Source organism: Aquimarina sp. AWH4_224 (genome assembly GCF_056160245.1).
Genome location: NZ_JBSWWU010000006.1, coordinates 305,921 through 323,052 on the forward strand (window position 1 = coordinate 305,921; position 17,132 = coordinate 323,052).

General features: G+C 35.8%; 16 protein-coding genes. 7 read left to right on the forward strand and 9 right to left on the reverse strand.

What is annotated here, in order from left to right:
- Positions 1-56: 56 nt before the first annotated feature.
- The gene (locus ACXAGJ_RS13935) at positions 57-2,960 is read left to right on the forward strand and encodes a DEAD/DEAH box helicase (protein WP_474840777.1); all 2,904 of its coding nucleotides are present in this window, start codon (positions 57-59) and stop codon (positions 2,958-2,960) included.
- An 8-nt stretch (positions 2,961-2,968) separates the two neighbouring features.
- On the opposite strand, the gene ACXAGJ_RS13940 is transcribed toward ACXAGJ_RS13935, so the two are convergent.
- Positions 2,969-3,694 (reverse strand): hypothetical protein, encoded by a 726-nt coding sequence (locus ACXAGJ_RS13940; protein ID WP_474840778.1) that lies wholly within the window; start codon positions 3,692-3,694, stop codon positions 2,969-2,971.
- Between the two features lie 270 nt (positions 3,695-3,964).
- On the opposite strand from ACXAGJ_RS13940, the gene ACXAGJ_RS13945 reads away from it, so the two are divergent.
- The 3 genes from ACXAGJ_RS13945 to ACXAGJ_RS13955 are packed head-to-tail and all read left to right on the forward strand — an operon-like array spanning position 3,965 to position 6,617.
- On the forward strand, positions 3,965-5,239 hold the full coding sequence (locus ACXAGJ_RS13945; protein WP_474840779.1) for a metal-dependent hydrolase family protein: 1,275 nt from the start codon (positions 3,965-3,967) through the stop codon (positions 5,237-5,239).
- Between the two features lie 60 nt (positions 5,240-5,299).
- Complete coding sequence (locus ACXAGJ_RS13950; protein ID WP_474840780.1) at positions 5,300-6,091, forward strand: DUF3667 domain-containing protein; 792 nt, start codon at positions 5,300-5,302, stop codon at positions 6,089-6,091.
- Positions 6,092-6,119: 28 nt separating this feature from the next.
- Entirely contained in the window at positions 6,120-6,617 is a 498-nt protein-coding gene (locus tag ACXAGJ_RS13955; RefSeq protein WP_474840781.1) for a hypothetical protein, read from the forward strand.
- A 13-nt stretch (positions 6,618-6,630) separates the two neighbouring features.
- On the opposite strand, the gene ACXAGJ_RS13960 is transcribed toward ACXAGJ_RS13955, so the two are convergent.
- The 3 genes from ACXAGJ_RS13960 to ACXAGJ_RS13970 are packed head-to-tail and all read right to left on the reverse strand — an operon-like array spanning position 6,631 to position 10,284.
- Positions 6,631-7,503: an MORN repeat-containing protein gene (locus tag ACXAGJ_RS13960; RefSeq protein ID WP_474840782.1), complete on the reverse strand. Its 873-nt coding sequence runs from the start codon at positions 7,501-7,503 to the stop codon at positions 6,631-6,633.
- 33 nt (positions 7,504-7,536) lie between these two features.
- Positions 7,537-8,355 (reverse strand): DUF2490 domain-containing protein, encoded by an 819-nt coding sequence (locus tag ACXAGJ_RS13965; protein ID WP_474840783.1) that lies wholly within the window; start codon positions 8,353-8,355, stop codon positions 7,537-7,539.
- Positions 8,356-8,358: 3 nt separating this feature from the next.
- A complete protein-coding gene (locus tag ACXAGJ_RS13970) occupies positions 8,359-10,284 on the reverse strand; it encodes a hypothetical protein (RefSeq protein ID WP_474840784.1) in 1,926 nt (641 codons plus the stop codon).
- Positions 10,285-10,539: 255 nt separating this feature from the next.
- Here ACXAGJ_RS13970 and ACXAGJ_RS13975 point away from each other — a divergent pair, with 255 nt between their 5' ends.
- Entirely contained in the window at positions 10,540-11,430 is an 891-nt protein-coding gene (locus tag ACXAGJ_RS13975; protein ID WP_474840785.1) for a haloalkane dehalogenase, read from the forward strand.
- Positions 11,431-11,501: 71 nt separating this feature from the next.
- Here the strand turns inward: ACXAGJ_RS13975 and fabD are convergent, their stop codons facing one another.
- The 3 genes from fabD to ACXAGJ_RS13990 all read right to left on the reverse strand — a co-directional run bounded on the left by fabD (position 11,502) and on the right by ACXAGJ_RS13990 (position 14,260).
- Positions 11,502-12,383, reverse strand: coding sequence for an ACP S-malonyltransferase (gene fabD / locus ACXAGJ_RS13980; RefSeq protein WP_474840786.1), 882 nt, complete (start codon positions 12,381-12,383; stop codon positions 11,502-11,504).
- A gap of 93 nt (positions 12,384-12,476) precedes the next feature.
- The gene (locus tag ACXAGJ_RS13985) at positions 12,477-13,328 is read right to left on the reverse strand and encodes a fructosamine kinase family protein (protein ID WP_474840787.1); all 852 of its coding nucleotides are present in this window, start codon (positions 13,326-13,328) and stop codon (positions 12,477-12,479) included.
- Entirely contained in the window at positions 13,328-14,260 is a 933-nt protein-coding gene (locus ACXAGJ_RS13990) for a dihydrofolate reductase (protein WP_474840788.1), read from the reverse strand. Before ACXAGJ_RS13990 ends, ACXAGJ_RS13985 begins: the two co-directional genes overlap by 1 nt.
- A gap of 67 nt (positions 14,261-14,327) precedes the next feature.
- Between ACXAGJ_RS13990 and ACXAGJ_RS13995 the strand changes: the two genes are divergently transcribed.
- Both ACXAGJ_RS13995 and ACXAGJ_RS14000 read left to right on the forward strand, forming a co-directional pair.
- A complete protein-coding gene (locus tag ACXAGJ_RS13995; RefSeq protein ID WP_474840789.1) occupies positions 14,328-15,410 on the forward strand; it encodes an aminotransferase class V-fold PLP-dependent enzyme in 1,083 nt (360 codons plus the stop codon).
- Positions 15,411-15,512: 102 nt separating this feature from the next.
- Positions 15,513-15,809 carry an isoamylase early set domain-containing protein gene (locus tag ACXAGJ_RS14000; protein ID WP_474840790.1) on the forward strand — a complete coding sequence of 99 codons (297 nt, stop codon included), beginning with the start codon at positions 15,513-15,515 and terminating at the stop codon, positions 15,807-15,809.
- 30 nt (positions 15,810-15,839) lie between these two features.
- On the opposite strand, the gene ACXAGJ_RS14005 is transcribed toward ACXAGJ_RS14000, so the two are convergent.
- Positions 15,840-16,121, reverse strand: coding sequence for a DUF427 domain-containing protein (locus tag ACXAGJ_RS14005; RefSeq protein WP_474840791.1), 282 nt, complete (start codon positions 16,119-16,121; stop codon positions 15,840-15,842).
- Between the two features lie 21 nt (positions 16,122-16,142).
- Positions 16,143-17,126 carry an L-histidine N(alpha)-methyltransferase gene (egtD, locus tag ACXAGJ_RS14010; RefSeq protein ID WP_474840792.1) on the reverse strand — a complete coding sequence of 328 codons (984 nt, stop codon included), beginning with the start codon at positions 17,124-17,126 and terminating at the stop codon, positions 16,143-16,145.
- Positions 17,127-17,132: the final 6 nt, after the last annotated feature.

Here is a 17,132-nt window from a genome sequence, read left to right on the forward strand (position 1 = left end):
GATGGACTTAAAAAACACCCATCAAATTTTACCCCAAACCTACACCAATTACTGAAATGGATTCATACTGTATCTGTTACAATATTGTTGACCACAATTTTAGTGGCCTACCTGCATTACCCGAAGCCTATATCGTTTCTAAAAAAGGAGCACAATTTGAATACATAGAAAAACAGGCTACTCCTGAGATTATTTCCGAATTCAACATCCAATATTCGGGAACGTCCCATGAACAGCTTATTGAAATTTGTACCCTTTTACGACCAACAGCTTTAGAACAACGTTTTAAACCGAAAAAATCTCGAAAAAACCTTAACCTATCACAACTACTGTTGGAAGACAAAACCAAAGAACTGATCGACAGTTTTGTAAACCGAAAACTCGGCACTTTTTATCAACTCATTACTCAAAACCAGTACCCTATTGCTTATCAGGCAAAACGTAAAGAACCCCTTGACTCTAGTATTATTGAAATTGCAAAACTTCCACTAGATCCCATACTTAGGTTTACCAAAACGGAAGAAGGTATTGAGTATGCTTTTTCACTAAAAGACGAAGCTTCATTGTTTGCCCCAAAGGACAAAAGCATTAAAATTTTACTAAACGACCCCTCATGGATTATAGTAAACAAAAAGCTTTTCAGGATTAAAAATTTAAATGCAAACAAGCTAAAACCATTTCTACAGAAAGATAAAATCACCATAGCTCAAAAACACGTCAAAACCTATTTAGAAAAAGTCATCGTTCCGATCTCAAAGAATATTGAAGTCCAGGCGGAGGGGTTTGAGATTGTAAATAAACAAGATATTTTGGGATATACACTGGAAATCATTCAGGATTTTATCCAGGATCTTTACGTAGCAAAAATTACATTCGAGTACGAACATTGTACATTTGATTTTCATCAATCCAAAAAAACAGCCTCAGAAATCATTTACAATGAAGACCAAATTACCATCGTACAGACCAAAAGAAATCTAGATGTTGAATCTGAAATTGTAGAAAAAATTACCTCAAAAGGTCTTCTTCTGAATCAAAATTTACTTTTTGAAGTTTCAGAATCCAACGATCCTTACGGGATTATTACATGGATTACGAACCACAAAACAACATTGCAGAAAGAAGGGTTCAACTTACAACTCCCCAACGTATCGGGGCAACAAGTATGTACAACTTCGCATCAACTTACTATTCGACAAGAGCAACAAAAAGATTGGTTTGACATCAAAGGATGGGTCACTATTGGAGAACAGGAAATCCCATTTTCAAAATTTATCAAGTATATCCGAAATAATGACCGATGTTTTCCGCTAAACAATAACGAGACTTTTATCATTCCTTTGGAATGGATGACCCGGTATAAGAAACTGGCCTATTTTGGTACATCTACCGATGATAAAATCACGCTAGCAAAAAGTAATTACACGGTTTTAAAAGAGGTTATTCCGGAAGAAGAATTACCTATTTATGACCAAAATGAATCGTCCGCACCTTATCATCCTTCTTCAAATCTAAAAGCTCGCCTTAGACCTTATCAGCTAGAAGGTGTGCAATGGTTAGTAAATCATTACAACAATGGTTTAGGGGCTTGTCTTGCAGACGATATGGGACTAGGTAAAACACTACAAACGATTGCAACTTTAGTACACGTAAAAGAACAATTGCAACCTAGCGAAAATGAAGTTAACAAAATACAATTCGATCTATTTGCCACTCCTTTGGAAACAAGAACATTCTTAAAGACATTGATCGTGTTACCTTCTTCTTTGGTTTTTAACTGGGCTCAGGAAATTATCAAATTTGCTCCACATCTTAACCTTATAAAATATACAGGTGCGGATCGTAAAAAGAACGCTCCATATTTGGAATCTTATGATGTGGTATTAACCACCTATGGTATCATTTCCAGAGACCATGATACGTTTCAAAAATTAAATTTCAATTATTTAATTCTGGACGAAAGTCAACAAATCAAGAATAAGGATTCTAAAATTTTCCAGGCAATTAACGCGATCAATACGACGCATAAAATCTCATTAAGTGGTACTCCTATCGAAAATTCTTTGTCTGATTTATGGTCGCAAATGCAATTTATTAACTCTGGAATGTTGGGCAGTTTTGCCTTTTTTAAGGAGCATTTTAAAACCCCTATAGAGCAACATCAAAATGAAGAAAAAATAGCTGAACTCAAATCCTTAATAGAACCATTCATACTAAGGAGAACCAAAAATCAGGTTGCTAAAGATTTACCTGAACTTACTGAACAGATAAGGTATTCTGAAATGCAACCAGAGCAAAAAAGAAGCTACGAATCCGAAAAATCTGCTGCTCGCAATCTTTTGTTAGGGTTAGATCATGCTGCAACAAACAAAATTCATATCATCAATACCTTAACCAAGCTAAGACAACTTGCCAATCACCCACAATTGGTATCTAGTGAGGCACAGCACACTTCGGGAAAATTTGATGACGTTACCGATCACCTCCAAACTTTAGTTGCTGCACAAAAAAAGGTATTGGTGTTTAGTTCCTTTGTTTCTCATCTTGCTATTTATGAAAAGTGGAGTACAGCACAAGGGATTTCTTTTCTTTCTTTAACCGGAAATACAGCTGCCAAAGAAAGAGAAACCATTGTCAATCGTTTTCAAGAAGAGGATGATATTTCATTGTTCTTTATTTCTTTGAAAGCTGGTGGAGTTGGTCTAAATTTAACCAAAGCTTCATATGTAGTATTGCTGGATCCCTGGTGGAATCCATTTTCCGAAAAACAAGCAATCGCGCGTGCACATCGCATTGGACAAACTAATAAAGTTTTGGTCACTCGTTTCATTTCAAAAAATACTATCGAAGAAAAAATCATTCAATTACAAGAGCAAAAACAATCTTTATCAGATGAATTGATTGCTATTGATAGTATTCCAGAATATATCGAAAGTAATCTGGAAGTGTTATTAAAATAAACAATGATTTACTTGCTTTCTGAACCTACATACCCACAAATCTCATATTGATGGTCCACTTTTTTGAGTACCAAAAAAATATCTTCTTGTACTATTTTTTCTAGTAGTCCTACAGATATAGGTTTTACTAACTTATATCGATCCGCAAAAGTTGATATCTTGGGCGCACCCCAAAGATGCTCTGGGTATATCAATAATAAATTCTTTTTATAGAGTAATGTAAACACTGTCATTCGTTCTGACCCATCCAATCGACCTCGAATATAGGTGCCTGAAAAAGCCGAAGGATCTACCGAAGAGAAATCAACAAATGCATCTTGTTCCTTGTCCAGTAATTTTTTTCTTATTTTAGGAAATTCAATAATATCTTTACTGTACCCTACTAATTCAGGAGTACCAGTTAGATCGTTCATCCAGAAGTAAACTCTTAGCTCTTTATGTTCTTTTAACCAAGGGTGCATCCAAGGCAATTCCTTATAAATCAGAGACAAACCACTATGAGGAACCAATGTGGTAAAATTTGCCTTTACATCTTTGAGCCAAACAGTATTTATCCCCCTATCTATATGTCCGAAATTAATAATTGAATCCAACGATGCAGATAGTACCCGATGTTTTTTTAAATAGCTTCTAGAGGATTTTTCATCAAAATTAATGAGATCATCCGGAGTAATTTGTCCAAACAGATTCATCGATAGTAAGCAGCACCATAAAACGAGTATTTTTATAACCATATTACATTGTTTTTCCTTAGTATTACTAAAAAATCAAAATTCAAGCCAAATTGAAATGGAAGCCCCTTCCTCTAATTTACTCAATTACTAGCACATAGCGTTTTATTTTGTCTTTTTTATTTATTTTATTGGGTGTAAATCAATTGTTTGAAAGAAGCTGAATCTTCAAATATCTGATTTGGACAATGTAACTTCTCCAAAAAAGGAGTGGTTTTGCCAAATCCCTTAATTCGACTATATTTAGCATTCACATTCAAACAAATCATCAAAATGCGATATATTTTTACACTTCTTCTTTTTTGCGCAAGTGCTTCATTATTAGCACAAGACACATATCTGCAATGTGGAAAATTAGTGGATACTAAAAACGGAAAGATTCTTATCGAAAAGACAGTTGTGATTTCTGGGAATAAGATTTCCAAAATACAAGACGGCTATGTCGACGGTAAAAAAGGAGACACCACCATTGATCTTAAAAACAAAACAGTAATGCCTGGATTGATCGATATGCACATTCATATCGAAAGCGAAACCAATCCAAAAGCTTATCTAAAAAGATATACAGATAACGAAGCTGATCTTGCTTTTGACGCAGTTGGATATGCCGAAAAAACATTGATGGCAGGGTTCACCACGGTACGAGATCTTGGTGGATCAGGAGTAAATATTTCATTAAAAAAGGCAATTGCACAAGGTAAAATTGTTGGACCCCGAGTATTTACTGCTGGCAAGATATTGTCTACTACTGGTGGTCATGGAGACCCAACAAACGGAGGTAAAAGATCGCTTATCGGGGATCCCGGACCTAAGGACGGAGTTGTAAATAGCGTAGAAGATGCTAGAAAAGCAGTTCGTCAACGCTATAAAAATGGTGCCGATTTGATCAAAATCACTGCTACCGGAGGAGTCCTTAGTGTTGCAAAAAGTGGATCGAATCCTCAATTTACTGTCGAGGAAATAAAAGCTATTTGCGAAACAGCCAAAGATTATGGCTTTCATGTAGCAGCACATGCTCATGGTGACGAAGGTATGCAAAGGGCAATATTAGGCGGTGTAAAAACTATAGAACATGGTACGCTGATGAGCGAAAAAACCATGGATCTAATGAAACAGCATGATGCCTATTTGGTACCTACTATTACTGCTGGAAAAGAGGTAACAGACAAGGCTAAGATTGATGGCTATTATCCTGCCATTATTGTACCCAAAGCCTTAAATATAGGGCCTAAAATCCAAAACACATTCAAAAAGGCTTACGACCGAGGTGTTGGTATTGCTTTTGGAACCGATGCCGGTGTTTTTAAACATGGACAAAACGGCAAAGAATTTGGATATATGGTAGAAGCAGGAATGCCTGCCATCGCTGCTATCCAAAGCGCCACAATTACCAATGCAAAAATTTTGGAAATGCAAGAACAACTGGGACAAGTAACCCCAGGTTTTATAGCAGACATCGTTGCGGTTAATGATGATCCAACACAAAAAATTGACACCATGGAAAACATTGTATTTGTAATGAAGGAAGGGAAAATTTACAAACAATAATATTTTTCAATCGATTAATAGAAGGCAATATTCTTTTCTAACAACCTTAGAAATCTTGTAATGGAATTAAATTATCAATGTAAAAACTGTGGTCATAGTTATCATGGTAATTTTTGCAATCATTGTGGGCAAAAACGTATCGCAGAACGATGGACTTTGAAAAAGCTCATCAACAATGCAGCTACAGCAATTTTTAATCTTGAAAAAGGATTCTTCTACACCTTCAAAAAACTACTGATCCGACCCGGAGAGGTTATTCAGGAATATTTAGAGGGAAACACGGTAAATTATGCCAATCCATTTCGATATGCATTAATAGGAATTGCTATCAATGTATTTTGTATGCTCACCTTTGGGGTATGGGATTTTCAGGTAGAAACAATGGTTGAAACTTATAAAGATCTAGGGATCATTCAATCGCCAGAAAAAGAAGTAGAAATGCGTGGATACTTCAAGTTCGCGACCAAGTTTATGAATTTGCTTCCCTTTTTATTAGTACCCTTTATCTCATTAAGCTCCAAAATATTTCTAGAACGACATAAATTACATTATGCCGAGCATTTTATAATGAACACATTTATGCTTGGCCAATCCACTATTTATGGGGCATTAAATGCAATTGTATTTTATTTTATTCCTGAACTCTTCGGGTTTATGCTAGTGATTGGATTCTCGATTGCCGCATTCATTTACAGTCAAATTTTCCGTGATATGTTTGGGAAAAAACAAATCGTAGGATTTCTTCTGGGGTTAGTAATTTATTGTTTTGGCTTCTTCTTTTTCGGTATATTTATGAGTATCATTAGTATTATAGTAGTTATTGGAGCTTTGGTCTACAAAGCAATGACATAAACTGATTCTGAAACGTAAAAGAACATCGATGAAAATTCTAAAAACTATTGTCATTCTTATCATTTGCTATTCGTATTCATGGAGCCAGGAAACCAAACTCTCTGCTTTTGCTCCTTTGATAGGAAAAGTATGGAAAGCAGAAGGAAACTGGGGAGATGGGAGTAAATTTAAGCAAGAAATCGTATTTCATTTTGACCTCAACAATACTATTGTTATTGCAGAATCCAAAGGATATACGAATAAAGAGCAAACTGAATTTGGTGCTCGTAATCATGGAATCCGAAGATACAATCCTGAAAAAGGAACGATCGAGTTCTGGGAGTTTGATGTTTTTGGTGGAGTGACTACAGGGACCGTAAAAAGCGAGGATAAAAACATAATATATACCTATATGTATGGTACCTCAACGGTTACCGATATGTGGGAATATGTGGATGACAACACCTATACCTTCAAAGTTGGGGATTATCAAAATGGTGAGTGGAAACAACTATACCTCGAAACTAAGTTTACGGCTGGGAAATAAAAAAAGATGGCGGTTATTTCCTGTTCTTCCGCTCTTCAACCAACTTATCTTTTTTCCAAGTACCACTGGTTACAATTTCTCCGTCTTTACCATAAAAAACGCCATCACCATCACGTTGGTCATTTTTCCAATGTCCGGTATATTTTTCTCCATTAGGCCAAAAGTAGGTTCCTATACCATTGCGGAGATCATTTACATATTCCCCTTCGTAGCGTTCACCATCTGGCCAATAAAAAGATCCTTCTCCATGACGTAGATTGTCTTTCCATTCTCCTTCATATCTACTTCCGGTATCGAATAGCGCAATACCAAAGCCGTTTGCTTTGCTATTGTTTACCTGACCTACATAATGCAATTGGTGTTTTTTGGGGTTTTTAAACGTAAGATACTCCCCATATGACCTTTTCTTGAGTTGTTTTTTTATTCTGTTCAACTGAACTTTAGCCTTTTCAAGGGCAAAACTTAAAGAATCGTAGGCTCTAAGCTGAATCGATGTCTCTGCAACCCCCACATTGGTGGTATCTATTTCCTGAACCGAATCTGACAATGAATGATCTTCATAAATTTCTTTATGCAAATTCATAAACTGTTGTGCTACCTCTATCCGAAACTTCACGCTTTCTTTTTCATCACCATCATTGATTACAGCATCAAATTGTTCTTGGTAGGCATTCAACGCAGATTTATATTCTCCTTTGATCAATATAGAATCTATTTGGAGAAGGCTTCGTTCTAAAATAGAGTCTTGTGATGCTTTGGCTCTTTCTTCTTCCAGAGTATGGAGTTTGTTCTTAAGTTTTTTAGCACGAATAGTGTTATAGGTCGCCGCAAAAACAGCAAGAGTCAAAATACTATATAATAGGATGTTGGCGTTCTTTTTCTTCATTGGGTTTAGGGCTTACATCAAATTTTTGCAATATTAATCATCTAAATGAATTGCAGGCAACTTATTCTTAACTTTTCTGAAATCTGGTGAAAAATACAAGTGAAATCGAAGTGTCCAATTCTGCTTAAAAACAGAAGCATCACTCAAAGTTTGTCCTTGAGAATACATAATCCCCGTTGCTACTGTCATTCTAGGATTCAAAATATATCCAAAAGAAGCGTGTAAACGCAAATCTTCCATAGGGCTACCTATGACCGCTTTACCACTCTGCATGATCAATTCGGCCTCGGGCGAAACATAAAACGTCTTGGGTTTAAATTTATCCGAATTGATGGGAATCTTAGCTTTAAACATATACCTCCATCGATTCCTGAAAATATATTCACTGTTTTCTTCAAACCCTTGAGTCCAACGATGTTCAATACGAATACGATGATAAAACATCATAGAAGAAAGAGGCATCGCAAACATATATTGATGCCATATACGCCATTCGGGTACCAGATTACGATCTACAGATTCTGGATCTGTATTGAAATTAAGTCTTAATACCCCCCCAAGGCTAACATTAAAATATTTTGAATAAATATAACCAATAGCGTGTCTATTGTATACTTGACCTACCTGACCAACAAAAGGTGTGCTTTCTGTTTCTTCAAATCTGAAATGGGTTTGAGCAACCCAAAATAATCGTTTGGAAATTCTAATATTCCCGTAGGTATTGATCCATAACTTGGTTACTGGCTCTTTAAACTTTGATTCAGTTGGTTCTTCTTCTTGTGCTATCGCCTCAACTGAGGCAAAAAAGCAGATGATCACAAAAAACAAATATGTACCGTATTTTTTTATCATCTACTAGTCTTGGTTAGTTGCTACAGGGACTTTAAAACGTTGCAATACTACTATCGGGTCTTTTTCCTTTTTTAGCTTGCGCTCCATTTTTCTGGTATCTTCATCTCTCAAAATCAAGAGTTGCTTATAGGTAAGATCAACCATATTCATCCAGCTCTTTGCTTCTTCACATGGCAATCCTTCCTCTACCTGTTGTAGAAAGTAAGGGATCAACACATCATCATAAGCAGAAACGATACGCTTTTTCACCATTTCATCCATCAGCGTAGCAATAAATGGATTCCAGACAGCGTCCATATATTTTTCATGTATTTCCTTTTGTTGTTCAGGAAGTTTTAAAACGCGCTCTCCCACTTTACCGTAATCCTCAAAACAGTGCACCAAGGTTCTCCCGAACTCTAATTTTTTTTCAAGGTTTTCTATCTCAGAATAGGCTTTTAATTTATCCTCTGCAGTTTTCTTTAACTGATCTATTGCCTCAAAAAACAATGCTGGTATAGAATCTGCTCTGCCTCTCTCCCCTAATTCTTCCAGATAGTTATGACGAGTAACCATCTCTTTTTCCAAGGCAATAGCTTCTTGTTGTTTTACTTGTTTATCTATTTTACTTTGCAGTGTCCCTTGTATTGCTTCCAGGCGATAAAAAGTCTGTTCAGATACAACTTTTAAAACCTTAAAAACATTATCCTCTGGATTGATCTTTCCTTTTAAAGAGATCTTATATTTTTCGAAGTCCTGTAATTGAGCTATTCCATTCTCCCACAAGTTTGTAAGGATCTTATCCTTTTCTATATGAGTAAGGATTTCATCTTTATGATATTCATTTACTCGTTGTAGTGGTTGTAAAATACTTTCGGAAATCGCTGCTACCTCATCTTCCAAAGAACGAACATCGTTATCTGATAATTTCCGAATATTGAGCTGCGAATCGTTTAACAAAAAATCACTTATGCTTCTCGATTTTTGGTAATATGCTACCGTAGCATCAATAGCTTCTTTTTCATTAGATGCTAATGGATAAAAGGGAACAACTACCTTGAACTCTGGTGAGAATGAAGAGGACCCTAAAGCAGATAAAATGTCGTCTATATTTTGATAATGCCCTTCATTGGTGGTTAACAAATAGGTAATTCCACCTTCTCGAACCTTTCTAGCATCACTATCTGATAATAGAAACTCAAGAATCTTCATGTATTTTTCCCCTAAGGAAATAACCTCGGTTCTTGTATTCAAATCTTTAAAAACTGGTATACTTCTGCTACCGTTTCTTGAATTTACTTCTATAGTCTGTAAAACACCTTCATCAAAATACCAAGACTCTATTTCGTCTAGCTCTCTATCTGAGAATAATGTCCATTTATCGTGAGCAAGTCCATTTCTCAAAAACCTTCCTACCAGTTCCTGTTGTTGATCTTCAATTCGAAAACTTTGTTGAGGAACCCCCTTTTCAAAAGTGATGACACTATTAAAATCAACTTGCTGGACTTCAGAATCCTTAATTTGCTGCACTTTAATGGTCCATGTCCCATCAGGCCTTCCCTGTAGTAGGCCCCCAGACGCTACTCTTTGGTTTCCGTCTACATTTACCACATAGCGATAGTCCTCAACTGCATTATTATCACTCGACTGAAACTCATTGAATCGAAAAGACCAATTCCCTTCCGGATAGTTGTTCGTAAACTGTCCTTGGATCGAAAAAGAGACGTCTTCCTTTTCTAACAACGCTTTCAGATTAGAACGGTTAAATGTAAAAGGACCGTTCAAAATAGTATCTGCATCTTTCAAGAGATACGAATAACTAGCTTCTCCTTTGTACTTTTGAAGTTCTAGTTCGCCTTTAAAAGTGCGCACATCCTGGGCATGAAATATCCAGGGAAGCCATAAGAGCACCCCAACACAATATGTCGTTATTAAGTCTTTATATTTCATGATTTTAACAATTCAAATAAACTAAAATTATTCGAAATTATTTTATCAAGAACGTAAAACATCCCAATATGAGTGGGTATCGCTTTATTACATACATGGTAAATAGCAGTAGACACTATCAATAATTTATTGATATCCTCATTTTATTGCATTTCTTCTTTCTTTCACAGAAGAAATTAGCTAAGTTTATAAAAATTGACCTATAACCAGGATCAATTAAAAATCTATATAAAGTATCAATTATCACGTTAATTTATGGAATTTGTACGACCCGATTTTAAGCGTTTTGAACACATTACTGATTTCCCATATCAAGAAAATTACATCACCTTTGAGAATCTACAAATGCATTATATCGATGAAGGAGCAGGAGAAACTATCCTGGCACTTCATGGAGAACCCACCTGGTCTTACTTGTACCGAAAATTTATTCCCGTACTCAAAGAGTATCGTTTTATAGTACCTGATTTTATTGGTTTCGGTAAATCTGACAAAATTGTGGGTAGAAAAAACTACTCTTTTGATCTACATTTCAGATCTCTTGAAAATTTTATTGAAAAATTAGAACTTAAAGATATGACTCTTGTCGTACAAGATTGGGGAGGGCTTCTGGGCTTATCTTTATTAGGGAAATATCCAGAAAAATTCAAACGTGTTGTTATCCTAAATACCTTTCTACCTATTGGCAAAAAAATGTCACTTCCTTTTAAAATATGGCGTATGTTCACCAAATATCATCCTTCTTTACCGGTAGGAGGTATTATACAGTACGCTTCTCATCAAAAGTTATCCAAAGATGTAATTGCTGCTTACAATGCTCCATATCCTAATAAAAAACACAAAGGAGGTGCAGTAGCTTTTCCTCTATTGGTCCCTGCTCATCCAAAAGATCCTGCAGTAGCCCCAATACAAAAAGCCAGAGATGTACTTTCTACCTGGGATAAACCCGCATTGGTCATGTTCTCTGACAAGGATAAAGTACTAGGCGGATTAGAGAAGTTTTTCTATAAGTTAATCCCAACTAGCAAGGACCAACAAAAGATAATCATCAAGGATGCCGGCCATTTTTTGCAGGAAGAAAAGGGAGAAGAAATTGCGGGTTACATAGATCAATTCATGAAAGATGAATTACTTATAAACAAATAGGTTAATCACATAAAAAAAAGCCCAAGCAAATATGCCAGGGCTTTTCTGTATTTGTATTGTATACTGCAAGATTACAATGTAGCTAATGTAGTTTCGGCAGAGCGATCTATCTTTTTTACCAAACCAGACAACACCTTACCTGGTCCTACTTCTGTGAATAAAGTAGCTCCGTCTTTGATCATATTCTGTACACTTTGCGTCCATTTTACCGGAGCGGTTAACTGTGCTATTAGGTTCTTTTTGATTTCATCTGGATCTGACACTGCTGTTGTAGTTACATTTTGGTAGATATGACAAACAGGAACGTTAAATTGAGTAGCTTCAATAGCTGCCGCCAACTCTTCTCTTGCTGGCTCCATCAATGGAGAATGAAAAGCTCCTCCTACGGGTAGTAACAATGCTCTACGTGCTCCTTCTTCTTTCATCCATTCACAAGCTTTTTCTACAGCAGCTACCTCTCCCGAGATTACTAATTGACCAGGACAGTTGTAATTGGCAGCAACCACAATACCATCTATAGCTCCACATCCTTTCTCTACTACATCATCATCTAGCCCTAGAACTGCAGCCATTGTAGAAGGTTGCAATTCGCAAGCCTTTTGCATGGCCATTGCTCTTTTGGCTACTAACTGTAATGCATCTTCAAAATTAAGAGTGCCATTAGCTACCAAAGCTGAGAATTCACCCAAAGAATGTCCTGCAACCATATCAGGTTTAAAACTGTCTCCTAACACGTTACTTAGGATTACAGAATGTAAAAAGATGGCAGGCTGAGTAACTTTGGTTTGCTTTAACTCATCAGCTGTACCTTCAAACATGATTTTGGTAATTTCAAAACCAAGAATATCATTCGCTTTATGAAAAAGTTCTTTTGCGAGATCCGAATTTTCGTAAAGATCCAGGCCCATTCCTGAAAACTGTGCTCCTTGACCAGGAAATATATATGCGTTCATACGATATTGTGTGTTATAAATTTTGACAAAAGTAAGGATAATAAATTATTCGTCTAGCAATTGGTTAACGATTTGATAATCTTCTGAAAATCATCACGAATAGCTCTCAATTATCCTTTTTACCGACGTATAATAAGAGCTTCCAAAAAGATTCAAATGCACCAACAAATAATATAATTGAAAAAGAGGAATTCGCTGTTTCCACCCTTTTTGCAAAGGAAAGATTTCATGGTACACTTCAAATAATTGCGGGTCAAATCCCCCAAACAAATGCATCATGGCTATATCCATTTCTCTTGGAGAATACGCAACCGCAGGATCTATCAAACAAGGAGCGCCTTTATCATCTTCCATAAAATTACCGCTCCACAGATCACCATGTATCAAGCTAGAAGGTTCTTGGGGTATAGTGCCTTCAATGTTTTTATAAAAAACATCTAGCTTAGAAAATGAATACCCATTTTTTGAAGCCAACTGAAACTGTGGTTCTAATCGCTGTTGTATATAAAACGCTGAGGTCGTTTGGCATTTTGTATTGTACTGAGGTAAACTACCGATATAGTTATTTTCTTCAAAGCCAAAATACTCCTCATTAATTTGATGCATTGCTGCCAACTGTTGCCCAAAAACCTCCCAAAAATCTGAAGTTCTTGAGGCACTATTTACATACTCCAAAAGTAAATAAGACACTTCATCAATTTCTCCGTATGCAATAGCTTCAGGAATTGAAAAAGTGTTCGAATTTTTAAGAGCAGTAAGTCCCTTAGCTTCTTCCCTGAACATTCCTGGAAATCGAGAAGCACTATTCAATTTTACTACAAATTTGTGATTTGTCATTTGTAGCAGATACACCTCATTGATGTCACCTCCTGATAATGGAGATACCTGAAGAATCTTTGCTGAGAGTAGTCCTTCTAGATGAGCAATCAACGCTTTAGAAAGCATTACTTTCTTTTATAAGTAAGATACGTAAACGGGAACTTATGCTTATCATCCACATCGTGGAATTCTTCTTTGACTAAATCCCATGTATTTTGATCAATTTCTGGAAAGAAAGCATCCGCCTCAAAATCAGAATGTACACGAGTAAGCTCTATACAATTGGCAACATCCAACCCTAGTTTATAAATCTCACCTCCGCCAATAATAAACGGATTTTCGTCATTTTTGGCAATTGCCAAAGCGTCCTTCATTGTTTGCACTACTATCGCTCCTGGAGCCTGATAATTGGTATTTCTAGAAATAACCACATGAATCCTATTTGGCAACAACTTTGGAAAGGATTCAAAAGTTTTCCTACCCATTATGATGTAATGCCCGGTAGTTAATTGTTTGAATCGTTTAAAATCATCGGGTAAGTGCCATACCAGATCATTATCCTTTCCAAGCGCATTATTTTCTCCTGCTGCGGCAATCATTGTAATGATTTGTTCGTTTTTTTCCTTCACTTCGGTATTTTGTTTTTCTGTGATAAATGCTTCTTTCTTTTGTTGTAAATCATCTTTGGGATACATCAAGTCAACGTCTTTTTGAATCAAAGCGATTTCTTCCTTTTGCTTGACTACTAATCTTTCCATCTGCTTATCAGTCCACTCCTGCCCCATAAAGGTGCTGAATAACCATACATTACAAAAATGTATTACAAAAAGAAATGCCCAAAATACTATAGCTATAACATACCAATTGACCCCAAAAAAAGTGAAGTCTTTACCATACCCAAAAACAAGGTTCAAAAGAGCAAAAAAAGCGGATCCTACTACAAATACAACAAAATGATAAAAGAGTCTTTTTTTCTGTATTACTCTTTTTCGAGCATGCTCATACAACTCTCTTTGCTGGGGATCAATTTGTGGTGTTTCTTTCTTTCTTGAGAACATATTAATGCTAACTTAGTATCGGCAAGTAAAGATATAGTTTTTACCAAAAATCACCTTACGATTGCTTATGAAGAATTTACAAAATGAATTCCCCGTTTTACAACAATACACCTATCTCAACACCGCCTCTTCCGGATTACTATACGACGCTCTCCTAGATTTTAGACAGGAACATGACTTGGATTTTTTGATCGGAGGAAGCAAATTTAGAGATTCTCAACAACAATTCTTGAATTCAGTAAGAGCAACTATTGCAGAGTTTTTTGGAGCCTCTGCAAAAAATACCATCTTAACACCAAATTTTTCTATAGGCCTCAATACTATCCTTCAAGATATTTCAAAAGATCAGAAAGTACTATTATTGGATGATGACTATCCGTCTATCAATTTTTCTGTAAGAAGCAAAGGGTTCGATACCTGCTACGCGAAAATAGATGAGCACCTGGAACAGAACATCAAGTCTTCTATCGAACAGCACAAACCAGATATTTTCATTTTCAGTATTGTGCAGTATATCTCGGGAATCAAGATCGATCTGGATGTTATCAGGCAATTAAAAACTTCTTATCCAGAAATGCTTATTATTGCCGATGGGACTCAGTTTTGCGGTACAGAGGTTTTCAACTTTGCTAATTCTGGTATTGATATTTTGGGATGCAGCGGGTACAAGTGGTTATTGGGAGGCTACGGAAATGGTTTTTTATTATTTCAAGAGGACATGCTAGATCATTTAACTCCAAAAACATATACCAAAGCAGCAAAAAATGAAAATTATGACAGTTCTTACACCAGTCTACCTGCTCGGTTTGAATGTGGTCATTTAGACACTTTTAATTTTGGAAGCCTTGAATATTCGTTAACGCATTTATCCAAAATTGGACTATCAGAAATTGAACAAAAAATAAAGATGCTCGGTAGCTATGCCAAAGAAGAATTACAAAAACTTAACCTGATAGAAAGTGAAGTAGTTTCGAGAAAAAACCACAGTACAATTTTAAACATCAAAGGAGATCAAAAGCTATTTTTGCACTTAAAAGAACAGGATATTATCACCTCTCTAAGAGGTCATGGCGTTAGGATTAGTCTTCATTTTTATAATACTATCGAGGATATTGACCAATTACTTACTCTACTACATCGTTATCGTTAATAACTTATTGAAAATCTGAATCTTCTCTCATTTTTGTTTTTATATTTTACCGTAACTTAGAACAACTCTATTAACCTAATCATTAATTTTTAAATCAAAATTATGGCGATTACCAAACAATATTTAAAAACAAAGCCTATTTGTAAAGTTACTTTTGTTGTTCCAGCAAAGGAAGCTGCATCTGTAAGTGTTGCGGGAGAATTTAATAATTGGAACACGGAAGCTACCATGCTTAAAAAATTGAAAAATGGAAATTTCAAAGGAACAATTGATCTTCCAAAAGACAACCAATTTGAATTTAAATATGTAGTTGATGGCGAGTGGACTAATGAAATGGAAGCAGATGGGTATCAATGGAGTGATTATGCTTCTGCAGAAAATAGCTTGTTGATATTATAAACAAACCACAATATAAAAAGGTGTTGAGGGTTATTCTACAACCTCAACACCTTTCCAAAATGCTACATATCCTTTGATCTGTTTTGCCAGATCACTGGTTTCTGGATAATACCAAGCTGCATCCTGATTTTCTTTTCCATCTACCTCTACCGTATAGTACGAAGCTACACCTTTCCAGGGACAGTTGGTATGAGTATTACTTGATTTAAAAAATTCTTCTTTTATCGCTTCTGGCGGAAAGTAGTGATTGTTTTCTACCACTTTTGTTTCGTTACTTTCGGCAATAATTTTGCCATTCCAAATTGCTTTCATGTTCTATATCTTTATTATTATTTACTCTACACTTTTAATTTTGGTAAGTAAATAATCTTTATAATCCATTTTTTGATCAGCAAAAGACTGACTAATCTCCAAACCTGATTCTTCTGCCAACCATTTTACAATATCATCATCGTACTTTTGAGAAATTTCGGTATGAATACTTTCCCAAGCTTCGAAATGAACTAGTAATGATAAGTCATCGATATCTACGGTTTGTTTTTCTGTACTTACCAAATAGCTTTTAGCCGTTCCACTTTCGGGATCATAGGTTTCCCAGTGCATGAACTTATCAAGATCAAAATTTGCATTGAGCTCTTTATTGATTCTTGTAAGTACATTTTTATTAAAAGCTGCCGTTACTCCAGTTTTGTCGTTATAAGCATCTAAAACTTTCTGAGGATGTTTCTTTTGATCAAACCCCATTAACACAAGGTCATTTGGATTCATTGCATTACATAATTTCTTTAAAAACTGAATAGCTCTTTGATGCAACAAATTACCAATGTTGGATCCTAAAACCATGATTACCTTTTTGCGATCACTCAGTTGTTTTAAACGATCCAACACTTCGAAATACTCTCCAATTTCACCATTTACATCTATTTCTGGCATTTCATTAGCAAGATCATTTACCAAACCTTCAACCGCATTTTGACTAATATCGATGGGCACATAAGTAAAATCAAAACCTTTATCACTTAATTCTTTAAGCAAGACTTTTGTTTTCTTCCCATCTCCTGCACCTAATTCAATCAAATCAAAGCCTTCCTGATTTGCATCGAAGCTTTGGACAATTTCTGATCTATGGGTTTCAAAAATCTCATATTCTGCTCGTGTAAGATAGTACTCCGGCAGCGCCATGATTTGCTGAAAGAGCTTATCTCCTATCTCATCATAAAAATATTTTGACGATAAATATTTAGGAAAGGCAGTAAGTCCTTCGCACACTTCTTTCTCGAAAGTAGAGATTTGTACTTTTTGATCTTTAGTATTCATAAAGGG